Genomic DNA, 22588 nt, shown 5'->3' with positions numbered 1-22588 from the left:
TATATCGTTATCCGTGCTTATTAACCTATTTTTTACCTGAAACCAGAAGAGGGGACCACTCATGACAAGAACATCATTCACTTTCCAATCAACTGATGACACGAAAATCTTTGCGATGAAATGGTCTCCGGAAGCACAGCAGAAACCGAGTGCGGCCGTCCAGCTTGCGCATGGTTACGCAGAACATATAGGACGCTATGATACTTTTGCAAGTATGCTGGCGGAAGCGGGAATCGTAGTTTACGGAAACGATCATCGCGGCCATGGCAAAACGAACGGGAATGGCGGCGAAGCGATCTGTTTTGCGGATGAGGCTGGATTCGACAAGGTCATTTCGGATATGCGAACGCTGACTGAAATCATTAAAGCAGAGAACCCCGGCATTCCGCTGTTCCTTTTCGGTCACAGCATGGGTTCGATGCTGACCAGACGCTACATCCAGTTGTACGGGGGTGATCTTGCCGGCGCGGTTCTGTCCGGTTCCGGGGTGTTTTCGAACGGGTTGCTGAAGCTGGGGACAGTCGTGGCAGCGTCGGAAATAAAAAGAAATGGAAGAGCCTACCCGAGCCTATTGCTGGACAAACTGGTCTTCCAGAATTTCAACCGGGGTTTTAAGCCCGCACGGACGGAATTGGATTGGCTCAGCAGGGACCCAGTGGAAGTGGATAAATTTCTGGCGGATCCATTGCGCGGTAAAATCGGTTCGGCCGGTTATTTCCATGATTTCTTCAGCGGCTTGCTGGCAATAAACAACGCCGTGAACATCCAATCGACACCGAAGGACCTACCGCTATATTTTATTTCAGGAAGTGCAGATCCGGTTGGAGGAAAGGCCGGAAGAGGCATCGTCCAAATATGCAGGGCTTATCAACAAATTGGCCTTCAGGATGTGAGCTACAAGCTATATGAGGGTGCCCGTCATGAACTGCTCAATGAGACGAACAAAGATGCGGTAACGCAGGACGTTATCGAGTGGATTGCTGCTCATGTGGAGACCGATTGATAGGTACAAAATTAATGGAGCTTACCTGATTTTTCCGGAATTGGAGAAATCAGGTAGGCTTTTTTTGCTGAGTGGGTGTCCAGAGGTTCTCCATTGACAAATACATCGGGAGGCGATATATTATATATAGCGATATCCGATATATCGGAGGGAGAGATATGCGATGGGAGCACCACTGACAGAATCTATGTTTTATATTTTACTTTCTCTGCTGGAGCCTAACCATGGTTACGGCATTATGCAGCAGGTTGAGGAGTGTACGAAGGGCAGGGTGGCTCTGGGAGCCGGTACGTTGTATGGTGCGTTGAACTCCTTATTGGAGAAAAGATGGATCATGCTGCACAGCCAGGACGACCAGTCCCGCAAAAAAAAGGAATATCTGATCACGGCACTCGGAAAAGAAGTTCTGGATGAGGAAATCGCCAGGCTGGGCGAACTTCTCGAAAACGGCAGAAAGGCGATGGAAAATGATGAAAAAATTTAGGCTCTACTACGACAAAGACAAGGAAGAAGCATTTTTGAATGACATGTCCGAAAAAGGCTACGCCATGAAACGTTTTTTCTTGGGAGTGTATACTTTTGAAAAATCCCAACCCGGTGAATATACCTACCGAGTGGATCTGATCAGCGACAAAACGACGGAACAACGCAATGAACTTTACGATCTGGTGCAGGATTCCGGTGGGGAACTCGTGCAAACTTGGGGCATCTGGGCATTCTTCCGAAAAAAGGGCAATTTTGAACTCTATACGGATCCGGAAAGCCAAATCAAACAATTCGGACGCATCCGTACGATATTTCTCCGTTTGGCCATTGTGGAATTCCTGCTTTCCATCCCGCAGTGGTACAATGCCATCCAAACTAAGGAGCCGATGCTCATCTTGATGTCTATGCTTTTGACATTGATTGCCTTTATTTTCCTGAAGCAAGTCGGGACATGCACAAAGAAAATAACCGAACTTGAAAAATTGAGTTAGGTACTAATTATTTTCACTATAAGAGTATTGTTACTGTCCATCCTGAAAATTAAGTTGCTTACAATTTTACTCTTATGCTATGATGGCGTAGTGCATTCATTAAATTTTAATTAAATTAGAATGATGAAATATGTCATTATTTATTTTGGAGGTAACTTATGGATAAAGCATTAATTTTTATGGCGATGGCCGGCTATATGTCGATCATCATCGGTATCGGTTTTTATTACTACAAGCGATCAAACGAGAGCTCCGATAATTTCTTCTTAGGCGGACGCAGTCTGGGTCCTTGGGTTGCCGCAATCAGTGCAGGCGCCTCGGACATGAGCGGTTGGCTCCTGATGGGGCTTCCAGGAGTGGCTTATTGGTCAGGATTGTCAGACGCATTCTGGACAGCGATTGGCTTGGCATTGGGGACATCTTTGAACTGGATCATCGTCTCGAAACGGTTGCGTCATTATTCCGAATCAGCGGAAGCAATCACATTGCCGGAATTCTTCAGCAATCGATTCCATGAGGACAAACGCGTCATTTTGACAATATCTTCCACGTTCATCTTCGTTTTCTTTTCCGTCTATGCAGCCAGCTGTTTTGTGACAGTAGGGAAGCTCTTCGCAACTTTGTTCGAAGTGCCTTACATCCCGGTGATGATCGCCGGAGCGGTGTTCGTCGTGTTCTACACGTTCATCGGCGGATTTTTGGCTGAGAGTGTTTCCGACTTTATGCAGGGCATCATCATGATTGCGGCGTTGGCTGTTGTTTTGGTCGGCGGCGTTGTGCATGCTGGTGGTCCCGGAGCGGTCATCGATAACCTAAAAGGCATCCCAGGATTTTTGGATTTCTTCGGAATCGCAACACCGACATTGGTTGATGGTGTGCAACAATCGGAGGGTGCGATGGCTGCCTTTGGACCTGCGGGCAAATACGGACTGATCACAATTGCGTCCAGCATGGCTTGGGGCCTTGGATACTTCGGTATGCCGCAAGTGCTGTTGCGCTTTATGGCGATCCGTTCGGCTGATGATATCAAACAATCACGCCGGATCGGCATCATTTGGGCGACACTTTCATTGGGCGCTGCCGTCCTGATCGGTCTGATCGGACGTTCCATGTTCCCGGTGGCGTTGACGACTGCTTCCACTTCGGAAACGATTTTCATCGAGATGGCGACGTTATTGTTCCCGCCGCTATTGGCCGGAATCGTCATGTCAGGAATTTTGGCTGCGACAATCAGTTCTGCGGATTCTTACCTGTTGATTGCTGCAAGTGCTTTTTCGAAAAACATCTATAAAGGCGTTTTGCGCAAGGATGCTTCCGATAACCAAGTCATGGCGATGACGCGGATGATCCTGATTGTTTTGGCGATCCTGGGAATCATCATCGCTTTGGATGAGAACTCCGTCATCTTCACAATCGTATCATTCGCGTGGGCCGGCTTCGGTGCGACATTCGGACCGTTGATGCTGTTCTCCTTGTTCTGGAAAAAAACAACGCGTCAAGGCGCCATCGCTGGCATGTTGACAGGTGGAATCGCTGTTTTCATCTGGAAACTTCTGATCAAACCGATCGGTGGCGTTTTCGGCATCTACGAATTGTTACCGGCATTCATCCTTTCCTGCGTGGCGATCGTGATATTCTCCTTGATAGGGGAAAAACCATCCGCTGCGATGGAAGAGGAATTCGAAATGGTGAAAAGCCAGTCGAAAGCCTAAGTAAACATGTGAAAAAATCAGTGGGCTGTCTCTTAGAGGCAGCCTTTTCGAGTTATCCTAGAGATGTAATCCCGGAATTTTCGGAAAGTTGTCACAAAATCGGGGCGAATGGTCCAGTTGTTTATGATATGTTGAAACAGAGATGGCAGAAGAATTTTTTTGTAAACAAAAGTCATTTTCAACAATCGCGTGCTGGACCGACCTTACCGAAACGACATCCGGACTTACCGGGAGCAGCTTTATGATGTAGTCGAAAACGATTCGGAATTGTTGCTGCCTTCCGTGCAGCATTGATTTCATTCGCAATGAGCATGTATCAGAAGGAACTGAAATTAGCCCAAAAGTACCATAAACGTCAAGAAACACCTTCAGGAACGGATGAAAAGCTCTAGGGTGGTGGCTTTGCCGAGTTTATGAATATTCATAAACAAATGTCAAAACATCGTTCGGAAAAATCGTTTGAAAAAAAATATAAATTTATGTCCAAAATCATTGACATATACAGCATATTTGTATAGAATTTAGCTTGCATAAATTGAATATCTCTTATTAATAGCCGTTGAGACGAGGGGTCGAAGATACGGTGGCAAACCAATCAATCTAATTTTTTTCAGTACAGATTGATATTGGGTGCCCAACCTGAGCGTAGGATTATCCAAGTCCTATGAGCAATAAGAGGAAAAGCAGCTGATAGATATCGAAGCTTTCCTTTGGTTGGAGAGCTTTTTTTATGCCCATTTTTTATATCAAAGGGGGAAATCTATTTGGCTGAAAAGGTTTTATTCAATTCAGACACTTATTTGGATGGTCATTCTGACAAAATTACTTACCAAATTTCTAACGTTAAAGCAAAAAATATTACACATATCAAAATGCCGCTTTTCGAAGCGCTTGTTAAATATGCGAAACAGGACGTTACGCCTTTCGATGTCCCTGGACATAAAATGGGTGCGCAGATGACACCATTTAAAATGGCAGTCGGTGATATGACGATGCAGATGGATGTCAACTCCATGAGAGAATTGGACTTATTGAGCCATCCGCAATCCGTCATAAAAGAAGCACAGGAATTGGCTGCAAAAGCATACAATGCCGATCAGGCCTTTTTCTTGGTGAACGGTACGACTGTAGGAATCCAAGCGATGATCATGAGCGTTGTGGGACCGAACGATACAATCTTGGTTCCCCGTAACTGCCATAAATCAGTGATGAACGGGTTGATCCTGAGCGGCGCCAAGCCAATCTTCATCCAGCCCGAAATGGATTTGGCCTTCGGAATTTCTCACGGAATTTCCGTGGAACGCATCATCCAAGGATTGGATGAAAATCCTAAAGCGAAAGCTCTTTTGGTCACTTATCCGACTTATTTCGGATCTTTGAACGATTTGGAAACGATCTGTGATATCGCGCATGAACGCGGTGTTGTGGTCATTGTTGACAGTGCGCACGGCGCGCATTTGCCGTTCATGCCCGGAAAAATGAAGGATCCGATGAAAGCTGGAGCCGATGCGGTGACATATTCCATGCACAAAACCGGAGGATCTTTGACACAAAGTTCCTTGATGGTGATGCAAGGGGATCGCATTTCCGCTACAAAATTACAAAAAGTGCTGAACATGCTGCAATCGACCAGCGCGAATTACTTGTTGATGAGCTCCATTGATGCTGCACGCAGCGAATTGGCGATGTACGGCAAAGACCGCTACAAAAAACTGCGCCCGATCGTCAGCGAAGCTATTGAAGCGATCGAAGCATTTGGCGACTATGAAGTATTGAAATCCGACTACATCAAAGATAAATTCTACCAGACTTACGACTGGACTAAATTAGTTATCCGTGTCAATGATATCGGCCTGACCGGCTTCGAAGTCTACACAATCATGAAGGAAGAATATGGCATCCAATTGGAGCTGGTTGAAGGCTACGTCGTGATGGCTGTCATCAGCACAGCCGACACACGCGAGACAATCGGGAGACTGGTCGATGCCTTGATGGATGTCCGCAGACGCTACAAAAAAGCAAGCCAACATTTCGATGCGCACGTGATGACTTGCAGCATCAACAAATTGGCCTGCAGCCCGCGTGATGCTTTCTATGCTGATAATGAAGTTGTCAGCATAGACGATGCAATCGGCCGCATCAGTGCCGACTCAATCATGATCTACCCACCAGGAATTCCGTTGATCATCCCTGGTGAAGTGATTTCCGAGGCAGTCGTTCAGCATTACCACTACTACAATGAAACATTAGGCAATGTCTTGACCGAGGAAAAAATGCCTCATCAAATCAAAGTCCTGAAAGATTAATCAATCGAAACAACAATCAAATAGCATACAGTTGGAGGACGGCAGAAAGTGAAAAATAACATGAACATCCAGACCTTTATCGGCTGCGAATCTTCATTTGAAGAAGCATCTACCGTATTATTCGGGATTCCATTCGACGGAACAACCAGTTTCAGGCCAGGCACACGCTTTGCGATGCAAGCGATCCGCCAAGATTCTTTCGGCTTGGAAAGTTATTCTCCTTATTTGGATCGTGATCTTGAAGAAGAGGCCATCCATGATGGCGGAGATCTGGAGCTGCCTTTCGGCAACACAGAGCGTGTATTGAGCGATATCGCAGCCTATACAAAAGAAGTACTGGACAGCGGCAAGAAATTTCTGATGGTCGGCGGCGAGCATCTCGTCAGCCTGCCTACCATCGAGGCTGCCTATGAGAAATACCCAAATCTGCATGTCATCCATATTGATGCCCACACAGATCTGCGTGAAGACTACATGGGAGAACCGCTGTCGCATGCCTCGGTCATCCGCCGCTGCTTCGACTTCCTGGGAGACGGCCGCATTTTCCAATTCGGTATCCGTTCCGGTTTGAAGGAAGAATTCGAATGGGCGAAAGAGCATACTTATATGGAGAAATTCACCATCGATACGCTGCCGCAGATTGTTCAGCAATTGAAGAATGTTCCCGTTTATGTGACGATCGATCTGGACGTTTTGGATCCTGGCACTTTCCCTGGAACCGGCACACCTGAGCCAGGCGGCATAACTTACAAGGAATTGTTGGCAGGTATTGCTGTGCTGCAGAACTTGAATCAGATTGTTGCAGCCGACGTCGTTGAACTTTCTCCGCAATACGATCCGTCAGGCGCTTCGACTGCTATGGCTTGCAAGACTGTCAGAGAAATGCTTTTGACACTTACTAAATAGAACAAAAATCAATTACCCGACCTTAAAATTAATCAAGGTCGGGTATTTTTTAATAAAAAATAGCATCTGCAGGTCAAAATGACAGAATGAAACCAACTTGCATTAAAAAGTCATGAAAACGGTAATTGTTTACATGGTGATGTTATGAAATCTATCACAAGTCAGTTAACGGCTATCAGGTTGTATAATTGTGTTATATCAAATGTTTTTTCCAAAGTTAATATTGTTACTATCAAAAAAAAGATGCAACTAATTGTGAAAAAATGAATGAAAATGGATTGTATTTAAATTAGAGTTTGATTATAATATCAGAATAACATAATAGAAAGTAGGGACGCCGAAATGAATAGTTACACTCCTCCAAAAAAACAAGGAATGTATGATCCCGCCTACGAGCATGATGCATGCGGTATGGGATTTGTCGTTGATATCAATGGTAATGGCTCTTATAAATTAGTCTCTGATGCGTTGGATTTATTGGAAAACATGGAGCATAGGGGTGCTTCCGGCGCTGATGCCAAAACAGGTGACGGAGCAGGTATCATGGTGCAGATTCCTCATCATTTTTTCAGCAGGGAGTGCGACGTCCTAGGAATCCATTTGCCTAAAAAAGGCGATTATGGAGTAGGGATGCTCTTTGCCCATAAATATGACGATCTACGTCACGAACAAATGAGAATGGTGGAAGAGATTGTCACTTCCGAAGGTCAAAAAGTGTTGGGTTGGCGTGAGGTTCCAATCGACAGCTCTGAAATCGGTGTGACTGCAAAAGCAGCTATCCCGCGTTTTATCCAAGTCTTTGTCGGTAAAGGAAATCCTGAGATGACTGAAATGGATTTCGAACGCAAATTGTTCGTCATCCGTAAATTATCTGAAAAACTAATCGTACCGATGAGCGAAAAAAGAGGCGGCTCGTTTTATTTTGCCAGTTTCTCTTCGAAAACAATCGTCTACAAAGGGATGTTGACTGCAGAACAATTACGGAGCTTCTATCTTGATTTGACGGATTTGGACTTCACATCCGCTTTGGCGATGGTCCATTCCCGTTTCAGTACGAATACTTTCCCGAGTTGGGAAAGAGCTCATCCAAACCGTTACTTGATCCACAATGGCGAAATCAACACAATCCGCGGAAATATAAATTGGATGCGCGCCCGTCAAGGCAGCATGTCCCAGGATCTGTTGGATGCCAGTGAAAAAATCTATCCGATCGTCGACGAAACTGGGAGTGACTCTTCCCAATTCGACAACAATCTGGAATTCTTGTATCTGAACGGCCGCTCATTGCCGGAAGCTGTCATGATGATGGTTCCTGAGCCTTGGGAAAAGAACAAAACGATGTCGAAATCCAAAAAGGATTTCTATAATTTCAACAACTTCCTGATGGAACCATGGGATGGCCCTGCAGCAATGGGCTTCACGGATGGAGAAATCGTCGGAGCGGTGTTGGACAGAAACGGTTTGCGTCCGTCCCGTTACTATGTGACGAAAGATGATCGCGTAATTCTGTCATCCGAAGTAGGTGTCGTAGATGTGCGTCCGGAAGATGTAGCCTATAAGGGTCGTCTGGAGCCAGGTAAGATGTTGTTGATCGATACGAAGCAAAAACGTATCATCTCGGATGAAGAAATAAAAGAAACGGTGGCTGCTAAACAACCTTACGGAGAATGGGCTGAGAAGCATCTGTCCAAAATGAAGGACATTGCGCCTGCTCCATTGACCGCAATTGTTGAGCCTGAAGAATTGCTTCACCAACAGAAAGCTTTCGGTTATACGTTCGAGGACATCCAATTATTGATCAAACCGATGGCCGTCACAGGTGGCGATTCAGTCGGAGCGATGGGGATTGATTCTCCGTTGGCAGTCTTATCTGACAAACCGCAGATGCTTTATCTGTACTTCAAACAATTATTTGCGCAAGTTACGAACCCTCCAATTGATGGGATCCGTGAGGAAATCGTTACTTCCGATACAATGCTTGTCGGAAATTGCGGTAACTTGTTAGATCCGGATAGGGCTGATACGCATGCCATCTACTTGGATAGCCCGATTTTGACGGATTCTGAATTAGCGAAAATCAAAGCATTGCAGGACGACAAATTTAAAACAGCCACTCTTTCCCTTCTTTATCGCGTCGAAGAAGATGTGAAAGGGATGGAAAAAGCTTTGGAACGTCTTTTCAGTGCAGCGGACAAAGCCATTGCTTCAGGCGCCAACATTTTGGTCCTTTCCGACCGTGGTGTTAACGCTGAATGGGCAGCGGTTCCGGCTTTATTGGCTGTTTCCGGTCTGCATCATCACTTGATCCGCGAAGAAACACGCACGAGCGTCGGCCTTGTGCTGGAATCCGGTGAACCAAGAGAAGTGCATCATTACTGCACATTGGTCGGATACGGCTGTAACGCGGTCAATCCTTACTTGACTTATGCGACTATCCGCGAACTTGCTGAAGAAGGATTGTTGGACGGACTGGATGCAGAGGCAGCTGAAGCGAACTACATCCACGCAGCTGTCCATGGTATGTCCAAAGTATTGACTAAGATGGGTATTTCAACAATGCGCAGTTATCATGGTGCACAAATTTTTGAAGCACTGGGAGTCAACAGCGAAGTTGTCGCTAAATACTTCACAGGCACGCCTACCCGCATCGAGGGTATCGGTCTTCAGGAAATTGCGACAGAAAACAGAATGCGTCATGACAGTGCCTACAAAGCTACAGCTCCTTACAGCGAAACGCTGGGAGTGGGCGGTCATTTCCAATACTCGGCTATGGGTGAGGAACACTTGTACAATCCGAGTACGATCTACCGTCTGCAGCAAGCGACTCGCCAAGGGGACTATGAGCAATACAAAGAGTTCTCTCGCGAAATCAATGCTGAAACGAAGGCGTACACGTTGCGTCAACTTATGCAATTCAAGCCAAACGCACAAGACGCGATTCCGATTGAAGAAGTCGAATCGGCTGAAAGCATCGTGAAACGCTTCAAGACCGGAGCGATGTCTTATGGATCAATCAGTATCGAAGCGCACCAAACGTTAGCGATTGCTATGAACCGTCTGGGCGGTATGAGCAACTCTGGTGAGGGTGGAGAAGATCCAAGCCGTTATGAATTGGATGAAAACGGAGATTCCCGTAACAGTGCCATCAAACAAGTCGCTTCCGGACGTTTCGGCGTCACGAGCCACTACTTGGTGAACGCGAAGGAAATTCAAATCAAGATGGCCCAAGGTGCAAAACCGGGCGAAGGCGGACAATTGCCAGGACCGAAAGTGTATCCTGAAATCGCCAAAACACGTGGCTCCATCGCGGGTGTAGGCTTGATTTCACCGCCTCCGCATCATGACATCTACTCCATCGAAGATTTGAAAGAATTGATCTTCGACTTGAAGAATGCCAACCGTCATGCGCGCATCAACGTGAAGTTGGTTTCTGAAGCCGGCGTTGGAACGATCGCTGCAGGTGTTGCGAAAGCAAATGCCGATACAATCTTGATCAGTGGGTATGACGGCGGTACAGGTGCAGCACCAAGAACCAGCATCCGTAATACCGGCTTGCCGTGGGAACTGGGCTTGGCCGAAGCGCACCAAACTTTAGTGTTGAACAAATTACGTGACCGTGTCCGTGTCGAAACGGATGGTAAATTATTGACTGGTCGCGATGTTGCAATCGCCTGTATGTTGGGAGCTGAAGAATTCGGCTTTGCGACAACACCGCTAGTGGCTATCGGCTGCATCATGATGCGTGTCTGCCACCTGAACACATGTCCAGTGGGTATCGCTACGCAAGATGAAACATTACGCAAGAACTTCCAAGGCAAACCGGAATACGTCGTGAACTTCATGATGTTCGTTGCCGAAGAATTGCGTGAAATCATGGCTAAATTAGGCTTCCGCACAATCAATGAAATGGTCGGACGCAGCGACAAGCTGAAGATGAAGGAAAATGTGAAGCATTGGAAAGCGAAGACAGTCGATCTGTCCAGCGTATTGTACCAACCATACGCAGCACCGAATGTCGGCAGATACAACATGACGGAGCAAGACCATGAATTAGAGAAAACATTGGATATGCGTCGTCTGCTGAGAATTGTGAAACCGGCAATCGACTCTAAGAAACGCATCGTAGCCAAATCAGCAATCCAAAACATCGACCGCGTTGTTGGAACTATCATCGGCAGCGAAATATCGAAAAAATATGGTGCAGAAGGCTTGCCGGAAGATACGATCCAATTAACTTTCGTGGGCTCGGCAGGACAAAGTTTCGGCGCATTCATTCCCAAAGGGATGACATTGACGCTGGAAGGCGATTCGAATGACTACATCGGTAAAGGCTTGTCCGGTGGTAAAATCATCGTACGCGTACCGAATGAGGCTACATTCGCACCTGAAGAAAACATCATCACCGGTAACGTCGCTTTCTATGGCGCGACCAGTGGTAAAGCATACATCAACGGAATCGCCGGAGAACGTTTCTGCGTCCGTAACAGTGGCGTGGATACTGTTGTTGAAGGAATCGGCGACCACGGTTGTGAGTACATGACTGGCGGAACGGTTCTGATCATCGGAAAAACCGGTCGTAACTTCGCTGCCGGGATGTCGGGCGGGGTAGCTTATATCCTTGATTTCGACGAAAACAACCTGAACATGGAAATGGTCAGCGCAACGACAGATTTGAATGACACAGAGCATGACACAATCAAGCGCATGCTGCAGGAGCATATGATCTTTACGGGAAGTCCAAAAGCGCAAAATATTTTGGCTAACTGGGATCAAATGAAATCCCGCTTCACTAAGGTCATCTCCAACGACTACAAGTTCATCCTGGAGAACATCGAAATAGCGAACCAGATGGGCATCACTGGTCAAGACGCAATGCGTTATGCCTTTGATGAGCGCTACAAACCAGTTGTGACAAACTAAGGAGGAGGGATAAGATGGGAAAAGTTACTGGATTTAAGGAATATAGCCGTTCCAATTATGAAAAGATTTCTCCGGAAGTCCGCATCAAAAATTGGGGCGAGATGCGTGAAGAAACATCAGAAGAAAAAATTCGGACTCAAGCGTCCCGTTGTATGAGCTGTGGCATTCCGTTCTGTTCAGCAGGTATCATGTTGCCGAACGGAGCGTCCGGTTGCCCACTGCACAATCTCATCCCCGAATGGAATGACATGGTGTATCGTGGTCAATGGCAAGAAGCGTATGAACGTTTATCCTTGACCAATCCGTTTCCGGAATTCACGGGTCGTGTCTGTCCTGCTCCTTGTGAAGGATCTTGTACAGTAGGACTTATCGGTGAGCCCGTTACGATCAGCAGCATCGAATACGAAATCATCGAACATGCTTTCCAGAATGGTTGGGTAAAACCGGCTAAAGCTCCGGCAACCGGCAAACGCGTTGCGGTTGTCGGCTCCGGTCCTGCCGGGCTTGCGACTGCGCACTACTTGACTTCAGTCGGCCATGCGGTCACTGTCTTCGAAAGAAGCGATCGTCCAGGCGGGTTGTTGATGTACGGTATCCCGAACATGAAATTGGACAAGGATATCATCCAAAGAAGATTGGACATCCTGGAAGAAGCTGGCGTGGCATTTGTCTGCAACACCGAAGTCGGCAAAGACATCAGTGCGCAGGAATTGGTCGATACATATGATGCAGTCGTTCTTTGCGGCGGCGCAACCCGCGCCCGCGGCATCAATGTCGAAGGCAATGACGCAAAAGGCGTGCACATGGCTATGGACTTCCTGACTGCAAACACACAAAATATCCTTGCAGGCGAACCGCAGGAAAGCAAAATCTCTGCCAAAGACAAACACGTCATCGTAATCGGTGGCGGGGATACCGGTACCGACTGTGTCGGTACATCCATCCGTCATGGCGCGAAGAGCGTGCATCAATTCGAAATCATGCCGCAAGCTCCGGAAAAACGTGATGCAGATACGAACCCTTGGCCAGAATGGCCTAAAAAGCTGAAAACGGACTACGGCCAAGAAGAAGCAATCTACTTGACCGGCTCCGATCCGCGCAACTACGAGATCAACACGACAAAAGTCGAAAAGAATGAGGCAGGCGAAGTTACGGCTGTCCATACTGTACAGATCGAATGGAAACGTGATGCTTTAGGCAGAATGAATCCAGTACCAGTCGAAGGAACCGAAAAAGTCTGGAAAGCTGACTTAGTCTTGTTAGCGATGGGCTTCACCGGTCCTGAAGATACGATTCCGGATGAATTAGCTTTGAAACGCGATCTGCGCAGCAATATCCAAGCAACAGAGACCGACTACAAAACGAACGTGGAAAAAGTCTTTACATGCGGCGACATGCGCCGTGGACAAAGCTTAGTCGTGTGGGCTTTGCAAGAAGGAAAACTAGCCGCAGGCGAAGTGGACCGTTTCTTGTCAGGCGACACAGCTATTTATTAATTAGTTGAAAAAAACCGAAGCAGCGGAAAATCGCCGCTTCGGTTTTTTGTGTCGCGGCAACATTGAGTTCCCACCTCCGGCCAAAAGCGCTTGGCCGGAGGTGGGGATCGGATAACAGGGTGAACTCCGGCGAAGCCGCGGCGGCCTGAGGAGGAGGTCGACAATATATGTCAACTCCGACGGACCTACGCCTGACCGGAGCACCCGACCATCCCGGAGTGCTGTCCTCCGGTGAACCCACATTTCCTGCATTCGACCGGAGCACCGATCGAATGCAGGAAATGTGCCCAGGTTGCCTGAATAATCCCATATATTGAAATTCGAAATATAGCTCAAAAAAATGGTATAATACTAGCATCAAATCCTTAGTGTTTTATGAGGGAAGATTCGAAGGAAAAGAAAGGGTGTAGAGTTGTGAAAAATTGGAAAAGTGTGGCGATTGCCTATGGCCTGCCAGCAGTCGTTCTTTTAGGATATTGGTATTCGGCGTTGACCCCAGTGTCGATCCAGTCGCCGGAGTTTTGGACAAATATGTTTTTGTATTTGGTCGCAAGTGCAGCATTAATGAACGTCTTGGATCGGTCAAAAGCCGATAAAGTCAACAAAGTTTCCGGAGCCATCATCGGGATCAGTATTGTCTTTATCATTGGTGGGATGCTTTTTGGCTCCCAAATTTTCAGGGCCAAAGACTATGCCAGTCTGATTACGCATACGGAAGGTAATTTTGAGGAAGACCTGTCCATCACGGATCCTTCACTGATACCGACGATCGATCGTGATATGGCGGAACGTCTGGGGAGCCGCAAACTTGGTGAAGTCCTCAATTTGGTTTCGCAATTCGACGTCAGCACGGAATATACGCAGATCGCCTATAAAGGTGATTCGGTCCGCGTTTCACCATTGGAATACGTCAGCTTTTTCCGTTGGTTGAACAACCGCGCAGATGGCATTCCGCATTATGTGACCGTCGATATGGTGACGGGAGATTCTGAATTGGTGAATCTGGAGAAAAATATCCATTATTCCCATTCCGGCTATTTCGGGGATGACATCACGCGTCATATCTTTTTCAACTATCCGACTGTGATGTTCGAAAATCCGGTCTTTGAACTGGATGAAGAAGGCAATCCTTATTATATTGCGCCTATCGTTGAAAAGAAATTCAGCTTCATGGGGCCTAAGGAAGTTGTCGGCGTGTTCGTCGTGGATGCTTCCTCCGGCGACATCACGCGCTATAGTGTTGCAGATGTACCTGATTGGGTAGATCGCGTATTCCCGGCGAACATGGTGATGACGCAAATAAATTACAACGGGCAATATCAAGGCGGCTACCTGAACAGCGTCATCAGTAAGAAGGGTGTCATCCAAAATGCGGATGGCTACAACTACATCGTGCTGAATGATGACCTGTATCTGTATACCGGGTTGACTTCCGTTGCTGCAGATGAATCGAATATCGGTTTTGTGCTGGTCAATTCCAGGACCAAGGAATCGAAACGCTACAACATCAGCACAGCGACCGAATGGAGTGCCATGGAGAGCGCCCAGGGATCAGTACAAGAAAAAGGCTATATCAGTACATTCCCGCTTTTGTTCAACATGGAAAACAAGCCAGTTTATCAATTGTCCTTGAAGGATGATGCCGGTTTGATCAAAATGTATGCCTTTGTGAATGCGACGAACTATCAGAAAGTCGGGACCGGCAATTCCTTGGCTGCTGCGTGGAACGCTTATACTGGCGGCGTCGTCTCGACTACAACCGATGAGGAAGAAGAGGTCGTCGAGACCGAAACCATCAGCGGTGCCATCACTGCCATGGAATCAGTCGTCATTGACGGCGAAACGACTTATTACTTCACATTGGAAGGCGATGCAGAAACCATCTATATCGCTAAAGTATCCATCGACAAGCAATTGCCGTTCATCAAAGCCGGTGACAGCGTGACGATAGAAGTGGATGGCGCACGCGTCGTATCCATCATTAAACAGTAAGAATAATTGGAAGAAGAGTCTGCCTCATTTGAAGGTGGGCTCTTTTTTGTTGTTCACGGGTAACTGCGATGTTTCTGTGCCGGAGGAGAAGATCCAAAAAGATCATCAGCTCCGACCACGGCGGCTTCGCCGGAGTACAGCCGTCCACAAATCAGTCTCCTCCGGCGAGCAACCGCTCGCCGGAGTTGAGCTCCCTGGCGCAATACCGTTCTCCGATGAGGGCACTCTCATCGGAGCTGACAGTCAAAAAACAATCATTGGCTAGACAACCGGATCAAACAAAAAAATGACTGATCCGCAAATGCAAAAAATTGACGGACCAAGGGCTGTTGTTGCATAGTAAAGATAAGAAAGCATGCGAAAGGGAGCGCTACACCATGGCAAATAAAGTGACCCATCCGATCCTGTTTCAAGGCGACCTGAAAAAGAAGGGTCCCTATTTTGAAGGGTGGTATTTCAAGAGTGTTTCAGCAGATGAAAAGACCGTCCTCAGTCTGATTCCCGGAATTTCGGTCACCGAAAACGACCCGCACTGTTTTATCCAATATTCCTATGTCCATGTCGGAGAAGCGCTCGAAAAAGAGCTGCGGACCGGCTACATCCGCTATCCATTGTCTGCGTTTCAATACAACCAAACGCCATTTGTGCTGAAAGTCGGCAACAGCGTCTTTTCGGAAACGCTCGTCAGTGTGCATCTGGAAGAGGAGGATTTCCGGATAGAAGGCATCCTGAAGCTTGGGCCATTCCAAGCGGTCAAACGCACACCGGTGTCTCCATCCATCATGGGTTTCTTTGCCTACGTACCGAACATGGAATGCTACCACGGCGTCATCAGCATGAATCACGCCATCGACGGGACTGTTGCGATCGGAACCAAGACTAGTGATTTTACAGGCGGCAAAGGCTACCTTGAAAAGGATTGGGGAACGTCTTTCCCGCAGGAGTACGTCTGGATCCAGTGCAACCATTTCCGGGACGATAGGACCAGCATCTTCTTCTCGGTGGCGAAAATCCCTTTCCGGGGTTCCTCGTTCGAAGGCTTCATCTGCAATTTTATCGTGGATGGAGAAGAGTACCGTTTTGCGACCTATAACCGTAGCAAATTCACTTTGGGATTGTTGACTGATGACCGGATTGAAATCGAAGTTTCCCATGACTCCGCCTCCCTAACCATTTGTGCGGAAGTGCTCCATGGAGGGGCTTTGCTGGCGCCGACCGAACAGGGAATGAATAAAATCGTCAAAGAAGGACTTTCCGGCATCGTCACGGTCGACTTCACCGACAAGAAAACCGGGAAAAATTACCACGATGTCGGGAATGTAGCCGGCATTGAAGTCGTGCGCTAGTTATTGAAAAAAAATAAAATCGAAAGAAGGAATCCGTATGTTGACAAGTCTATTTCCTTATCTGAATTTCGACGGTAACGCTAAAGAAGCCACCCATTTTTATGTGGAGGCCCTTGATGGCGAACTGCTTGGCATCACTACATTCGGGGAAGCACCGAATGACGAAACGGCTACGAGAGAAGAATTTTCCCTGCCGCCGGGTGTGGAGGATTTGATAATGAATGCGCAAATCAGACTGGAAAATGGCGCTATGCTGATGACTTCTGATGTGTTCCCGGGGAGGGAATACCATACAGGCAATAATCTGTCGTTGACGCTGACCTACGATGATGTGGAGGAAGCCCGGGCTGTCTTCAAACGCTTGGCTCAGGATGGCTCCATCGGTATGGAACTCCAACAGACTTTCTGGAGTCCGCTTTACGGCAGCCTGATTGACCGGTACGGCATCGAATGGCAGATTTCGGTGGATGCAGTTTGAATTTCTGAGTTTCAGAAATTATTTGATGATGCAGAATGGAGGAGAAGCAATTGAGCCAAAATCTGTTTACATACCGCATCCAAACGAGCGGCAAACAGTCGCTGACAAACATCGATGTCTATCTCAAGGACGCTCTGACGAAAAGTGGCTTGAAGGACGGCATCTTGGTAGTCTTCTGTCCGCATACGACCGCGGCCATCACAATCAATGAAAACGCCGACCCAGATGTGCAGAAGGATATGAATTGGGGTTATACGGATACGTTTCCGAATAAAGGCAGCTATCACCATGCAGAAGGCAATTCCGATGCCCACATTAAGTCATCTTTGACTGGTGTCAGCGAAACGATCATCGTGACGGATGGACGAATGCTGCTGGGTACTTGGCAAAGCATCTATTTCTGGGATTACGATGGTCCGCGCAACCGCAAATTCCACGTGAAGATCATCGCCGGATAGGTTTAAATAATGGCCCGAGCATATTATTTCGAATTCGAGATAATTACATGTATAATGTAAGAAAAACAAGCGGTAGGTGAGGACACGATGCTGGAAAATATTCAAAAAATATTGGCGGAACATGAACCAAAGCCGATCGGGGAACAGCGCTACTTTTCCGTTCTGCTTCCTTTGATTAGGGTGGACGGGGCGCTGCATGTTCTTTATGAAGTGCGTGGAGAGCATATCTCCCAACCGGGCGACACGTCATTCCCGGGCGGCGCAGTGGAGCCGGGAGAAAGCTTTGAAGAAACGGCGATCCGTGAAACGATGGAAGAGTTGAACATAAAAAGGGACAATATCAAGATTCTGGGAGAAATGGACTATATCATGAATGAGCGCGCGATCATCCATTGTTACGTCGGGGAAATAGTAGGCGTGGACAAGGATGATATCCGCTTCAACAAGGAAGTCCAGGAAATTTTCACGGTGCCGCTTCAGTATTTCATGGACAATCGGCCGACCTATTACTCTTCTACGGTGCGGTTGGAACATCCCGATGATTTCCCATTCGAATTGATTCCGAACGGGAAGGACTACAAATTCAGGATCGGCGTCCATTGCGTGCCGTTCTACCATCTGGAGACCCATCGACTTTGGGGATTCACCGCGAACCTGACCGACCGCTTTGTAAGCATATTGGAGAAAAATGAAAATATGACAACAGAATAAAAAGCATGAGCCCTCGAATGATTGGGCTCATGCTTTTTTCGGTACATAAAGGCACCTTAAATGACTATTCGGGGGACAAAGTATTCTGGGCACATCAACGATAGTTTTCCTCTGTAAAGGCCGATTTTCCGCAACTGAGAGGGAGGCTGGTGTTTTGTCAGGTTACTTCTTGGCAAAAATCCAATATCCCTTACTCAAACGCTGAAAACATGCTCACGATAGGTTTCGAAGCTGGCATGCACATGCGGTTGGACTTTTTTCAACGAAACAGGTCGGCCTTCTTCGTTCAGGAAGCAATGCTTGCTTTTGCCAGTCGTGCGCAACTCGCCAGTTGCGACATCGATGACACGGTAGGTCAAGACTAATTTAACGCCGCTGTACGAGTCGATTTCGGTCAGGACATAGACGGAGTCTCCAAAGCGGACCATCGTTTTGTACTGCGCTTCGACGGAAAGGACTGGGCTGATGATTCCGGATTCTTCCAATTTCGCATAATTCGCGCCGATTTGGTCAAGAAAGTCCACGCGGGCTTCCTCGAACCAACGGATGTAATTGGAATGGTGGATGATCTTCATCTGATCCGTTTCGTAATATTGGGCGACGTGGATATAGGGGTTCAGTTCATTTTTCAAAAAAAGGTTCCTCCTTGTGACAGCGTTCTTTCAATAAGAAAAGGAGCAGAAATCTGCTCCTTCTAGTACATATTATTTTGATTCGATTTCGATCAACAGGTCTCCGGCTTCGATCTGATCGCCGTCGATGACGTAGATCTGATCGATGACACCGCTGATTGTGGAACGGATCATCGTTTCCATCTTCATCGCCTCGGTGATCACGACTGGATCGCCTTGAGAAACGCGATCGCCGCGTTTGACGAGAACTTCCAATACAGAACCCGGCATTGTTGCGCCGACGTGTTCTTTGTTGGTAGGTTCCGCTTTTTTGCGGATCGCTTTCGTACTGGTGATGGACATGTCTTTGACTTCAATCTCACGGCCTTGGCCATTCAGGTCGAAGTAAAGGATACGCATCCCGTCCGAATCAGGTTCACCGATCGAGTTCAATTTGATGATCAAGGTTTTCCCTTTTTCAATCTGAACTTCAATCTGCTCGCCCATACGCATGCCGTGGAAGAAAGTAGGGGTGTCAAGTTTTGTGACATCGCCGAACTTATCGTAGACTGCGATATAATCCAGGAAGATTTGTGGGTACATCAGGTAGCTGATGACATCTTCATCGCTGGCTGGACGTTGGGTTTTCTCCTCCAACTCGGCTTTCAAAGCGACAAAATCGATCGGCTCACGCAAGCTGCCTGGTCTTACTGTGATGGCTTGTTTGCCTTTCAGGATGATTTCCTGCAATCTTTCAGGGAATCCGCCTGTAGGTTGACCCAAGTCACCTTTGAAGAAGCTGATCACGGATTCAGGGAAGTCGATTGAATCGCCTTTTGCGTAGACATCTTCTTCATTCAATTTATTTTGGACCATGAAGAGGGCCATATCGCCGACAACTTTTGAAGATGGTGTCACTTTGACTATGTCGCCGAACATTTTGTTCACGTCTGCGTACATCTCTTTGACTTTATCCCACTCGTCGTTCAAGCCGACAGCATTCGCCTGTTGTTGCAGGTTCGTGTATTGTCCGCCCGGCATTTGGTGGTCGTAGACTTCTGTTGAAGTCGTCTGGATGCCGCCTTCGAATTCTTCGTAGTAGTCACGGATATCTTCCCAATAACGGTTGATTTTGTGCACGTTGTGGATGTTGATTTCCGGTTCGTGCTCAGAACCTTCCAAAGCATAGTACAAGCTGCTCATGCTCGGTTGGCTGGTCGTACCGCTCATGGCACTCATGGCCACGTCAACGATGTCGACGCCGGCTTTGATCGCTTCTGAGTAAGTGTAGATGCCGTTTCCACTTGTATCATGCGTATGCAGATGGATTGGCAGATCGACTGTATCCTTAAGCTCACTGATCAGACGGTAAGCCGCTTGCGGTTTCAACAGACCGGCCATATCCTTGATTGCGATAATGTGTGCGCCCAGTGATTCCAGCTCTTTAGCCATCTCTTTGTAGTATTGGATCGTGTATTTCGTTTGTGAAGGATCATTGATATCGCCTGTGTAGCAGATTGCTGCTTCGGCGATTTTATTGTTGTCGCGCACGTACTGGATGCTTCTTTCCATCTGCTTCGTCCAGTTCAAGCTGTCGAAGATACGGAAAACGTCGATCCCGTTTTTAGCGGCAAGTCTGATGAACTCTTCCAAACCGTTGTCGGGATAGTTTTGGTATCCGACGGCATTTGATCCACGGAACAGCATCTGCAATAGCGTATCCGGCATTTGTGAGCGCAGTTTCTTCAATCTTTTCCAAGGATCTTCGCTCAAGAAGCGGTAAGCCACGTCGAAGGTAGCTCCGCCCCACATTTCCGAAGAGAACAATTGCGGAATCGCTGCTTGCGTTTCAGCTGCGATGGCTTGCATCTCGTTTGTGCGGATACGGGTAGCCAACAAGCTTTGGTGCGCGTCACGGAAAGTCGTATCCGTCAAGAGTACACGGTTTTGGTCCTTGATCCATTGGCTCACGGCTGCAGGGCCTTTTTCATCCAAAATGTTTTTGGCTGTAATGATTTTTTGTTCCGGCACGACAATGTCAGTCGGGATTCTAGGTTTATCATAGAATTTCTTGTGGCCTTTTTGGATGCCCGGGAAGCCATTAACGGTAATGTTTCCGATGTACTGCATCGTTTTGTTACCACGGTCGCGTGTTTTAGGGAATTCGAACAATTCCGGCGTCGTATCGATGAATGTCGTTTTCGCATCACCTGATACAAAAATCGGGTGCGTAATGACGTTGAACATGAACGGAATGTTCGTTTTCACGCCACGGATACGGAATTCAATCAGCGAACGTTCCATCTTGCGGACGGCTTGGTCGAATGTCGAAGCGTGCACGCATAATTTAACCAATAAGGAGTCGAAGAATGGTGTTACGACCGTACCTTGGAATCCGTTACCAGCATCCAATCGGATACCGAAGCCGCCTGGAGAACGGTAAGTGTTGATTTTTCCTGTGTCAGGGAAGAAATTGTTCAACGGATCTTCCGTCGTGATCCGACATTGGATAGCAGCGCCGATCAACGGGATATTTGCCTGTTGCGGGATGCCGATTTCTTTATGCAGATCTTGACCTTGTGCAATCAGGATCTGTGATTGCACGATATCGACTCCCGTGATCAATTCTGTGATTGTGTGCTCCACTTGGACACGCGGATTCACTTCGATGAAGTAGAACTGATCGCCTTCCAAAAGGAATTCAACAGTTCCGGCATTCACATAGCCGACGTGTTTCATCAATTGAAGCGCAGAGTTGCAGATTTCATGGCGGACTTGATCCGACATGGAAACACAAGGTGCCACTTCGACAACTTTTTGATGGCGGCGTTGCACGGAGCAGTCACGCTCGTAAAGGTGAACGATGTTGCCATGCTCATCCCCTAAAATCTGAATTTCGATGTGCTTTGGATCTTGGATATATTTTTCGACATAAATTTCATCGCTGCCGAATGCTGCCAAAGCTTCACTGCGAGCTCTTTCGAAACCTTCGCGGGCTTCTTGTTCATTGAAGGCCATACGCATGCCGCGCCCGCCGCCACCTAAAGCCGCTTTGATCATGATCGGGTAGTTGTAGGTTTCCGCAAACTCAATAACTTCATCGATGTTTGCGACTGGACCGTCTGAACCAGGGATTGACTGGATGCCAGCTTCCACAGCTGCAACTTTTGCTTTGATTTTATCGCCAAAAATGTCCAGATGTTCCAAAGAAGGGCCGATGAATTTGATGCCTTCTTCTTGGCAACGTCTAGCGAAGTCAATATTTTCAGATAAGAAACCATATCCAGGATGAATGCCGTCTGCACCGGATTCTTTAGCGATGCGGATCAGGTCTTCAATGTCCAGATAGGCGTCGATAGGCTTTTTGCCTTTTCCGACCAAATAGGCTTCATCTGCTTTAAAACGGTGCACAGAACCTTCATCCTCTTGCGCATAAACGCCAACAGTAGGGATTTTCAGTTCAGTCAGTGCACGAAATACACGTATCGCTATTTCGCCGCGATTTGCAACCAAAACTTTTTTCAATATTTCCACCTCGCCAATTTATTAAATTCAGAAACATTTCTTATACAATGATTAAAAATGATTCGTGATTTCCGCCAAAGATGAAAATTTGGCGAGAGAAATCAATTATATCTTTTTAATTATTCATTTTACACATTAATCTGCTTG

Annotated in this window: 15 protein-coding genes and 1 riboswitch; of the genes, 13 read left to right on the top strand and 2 right to left on the bottom strand. The window is 47.2% G+C overall.

What is annotated here, in order from left to right; all coding sequences use genetic code 11:
• Positions 1 to 61 precede the first annotated feature (61 nt).
• The 13 genes from BLV66_RS05060 to BLV66_RS04995 all read left to right on the top strand — a co-directional run bounded on the left by BLV66_RS05060 (position 62) and on the right by BLV66_RS04995 (position 18305).
• Positions 62 to 1003: an alpha/beta hydrolase gene (locus BLV66_RS05060; protein WP_086987519.1), complete on the top strand. Its 942-nt coding sequence runs from the start codon at positions 62 to 64 to the stop codon at positions 1001 to 1003.
• A gap of 163 nt (positions 1004 to 1166) precedes the next feature.
• Entirely contained in the window at positions 1167 to 1487 is a 321-nt protein-coding gene (locus BLV66_RS05055; RefSeq protein WP_086987520.1) for a PadR family transcriptional regulator, read from the top strand.
• Positions 1471 to 1980 (top strand): DUF2812 domain-containing protein, encoded by a 510-nt coding sequence (locus BLV66_RS05050; protein ID WP_176974146.1) that lies wholly within the window; start codon positions 1471 to 1473, stop codon positions 1978 to 1980. Before BLV66_RS05055 ends, BLV66_RS05050 begins: the two co-directional genes overlap by 17 nt.
• A 158-nt stretch (positions 1981 to 2138) precedes the next feature.
• Positions 2139 to 3692: a sodium/proline symporter gene (locus tag BLV66_RS05045; protein ID WP_086987522.1), complete on the top strand. Its 1554-nt coding sequence runs from the start codon at positions 2139 to 2141 to the stop codon at positions 3690 to 3692.
• 543 nt (positions 3693 to 4235) lie between these two features.
• A riboswitch (SAM riboswitch) is annotated at positions 4236 to 4370 on the top strand.
• Between the two features lie 86 nt (positions 4371 to 4456).
• Positions 4457 to 5998: an aminotransferase class I/II-fold pyridoxal phosphate-dependent enzyme gene (locus BLV66_RS05040; protein WP_218131799.1), complete on the top strand. Its 1542-nt coding sequence runs from the start codon at positions 4457 to 4459 to the stop codon at positions 5996 to 5998.
• 48 nt (positions 5999 to 6046) lie between these two features.
• A complete protein-coding gene (gene speB / locus BLV66_RS05035; RefSeq protein ID WP_245826746.1) occupies positions 6047 to 6904 on the top strand; it encodes an agmatinase in 858 nt (285 codons plus the stop codon).
• Positions 6905 to 7246: 342 nt separating this feature from the next.
• Entirely contained in the window at positions 7247 to 11824 is a 4578-nt protein-coding gene (gene gltB / locus BLV66_RS05030) for a glutamate synthase large subunit (protein WP_086987523.1), read from the top strand.
• A 14-nt stretch (positions 11825 to 11838) separates the two neighbouring features.
• Entirely contained in the window at positions 11839 to 13320 is a 1482-nt protein-coding gene (locus BLV66_RS05025; RefSeq protein WP_086987524.1) for a glutamate synthase subunit beta, read from the top strand.
• A gap of 414 nt (positions 13321 to 13734) precedes the next feature.
• The gene (locus BLV66_RS05020; RefSeq protein ID WP_086987525.1) at positions 13735 to 15312 is read left to right on the top strand and encodes a hypothetical protein; all 1578 of its coding nucleotides are present in this window, start codon (positions 13735 to 13737) and stop codon (positions 15310 to 15312) included.
• Positions 15313 to 15689: 377 nt separating this feature from the next.
• On the top strand, positions 15690 to 16658 hold the full coding sequence (locus tag BLV66_RS05010; RefSeq protein ID WP_086987527.1) for a tocopherol cyclase family protein: 969 nt from the start codon (positions 15690 to 15692) through the stop codon (positions 16656 to 16658).
• A gap of 37 nt (positions 16659 to 16695) precedes the next feature.
• Positions 16696 to 17136 carry a VOC family protein gene (locus BLV66_RS05005; RefSeq protein WP_086987528.1) on the top strand — a complete coding sequence of 147 codons (441 nt, stop codon included), beginning with the start codon at positions 16696 to 16698 and terminating at the stop codon, positions 17134 to 17136.
• A 50-nt stretch (positions 17137 to 17186) separates the two neighbouring features.
• A complete protein-coding gene (locus BLV66_RS05000; protein ID WP_245826747.1) occupies positions 17187 to 17594 on the top strand; it encodes a secondary thiamine-phosphate synthase enzyme YjbQ in 408 nt (135 codons plus the stop codon).
• A gap of 87 nt (positions 17595 to 17681) precedes the next feature.
• Entirely contained in the window at positions 17682 to 18305 is a 624-nt protein-coding gene (locus BLV66_RS04995) for an NUDIX hydrolase (protein WP_086987530.1), read from the top strand.
• 194 nt (positions 18306 to 18499) lie between these two features.
• Here BLV66_RS04995 and BLV66_RS04990 read toward each other — a convergent pair whose 3' ends face one another.
• Together BLV66_RS04990 and BLV66_RS04985 are read right to left on the bottom strand one after the other, a co-directional pair.
• Complete coding sequence (locus tag BLV66_RS04990; RefSeq protein ID WP_086987531.1) at positions 18500 to 18937, bottom strand: acyl-CoA thioesterase; 438 nt, start codon at positions 18935 to 18937, stop codon at positions 18500 to 18502.
• 72 nt (positions 18938 to 19009) lie between these two features.
• The gene (locus tag BLV66_RS04985) at positions 19010 to 22441 is read right to left on the bottom strand and encodes a pyruvate carboxylase (RefSeq protein WP_086987532.1); all 3432 of its coding nucleotides are present in this window, start codon (positions 22439 to 22441) and stop codon (positions 19010 to 19012) included.
• Between the last annotated feature and the right edge of the window lie 147 nt (positions 22442 to 22588).

The organism is Trichococcus collinsii (genome assembly GCF_900107505.1).
Classification (GTDB): domain Bacteria; phylum Bacillota; class Bacilli; order Lactobacillales; family Aerococcaceae; genus Trichococcus; species Trichococcus collinsii.
The sequence above is the reverse complement of the archived record's forward strand: the minus strand, read 5'-3'. Positions and strand labels throughout refer to the sequence as shown.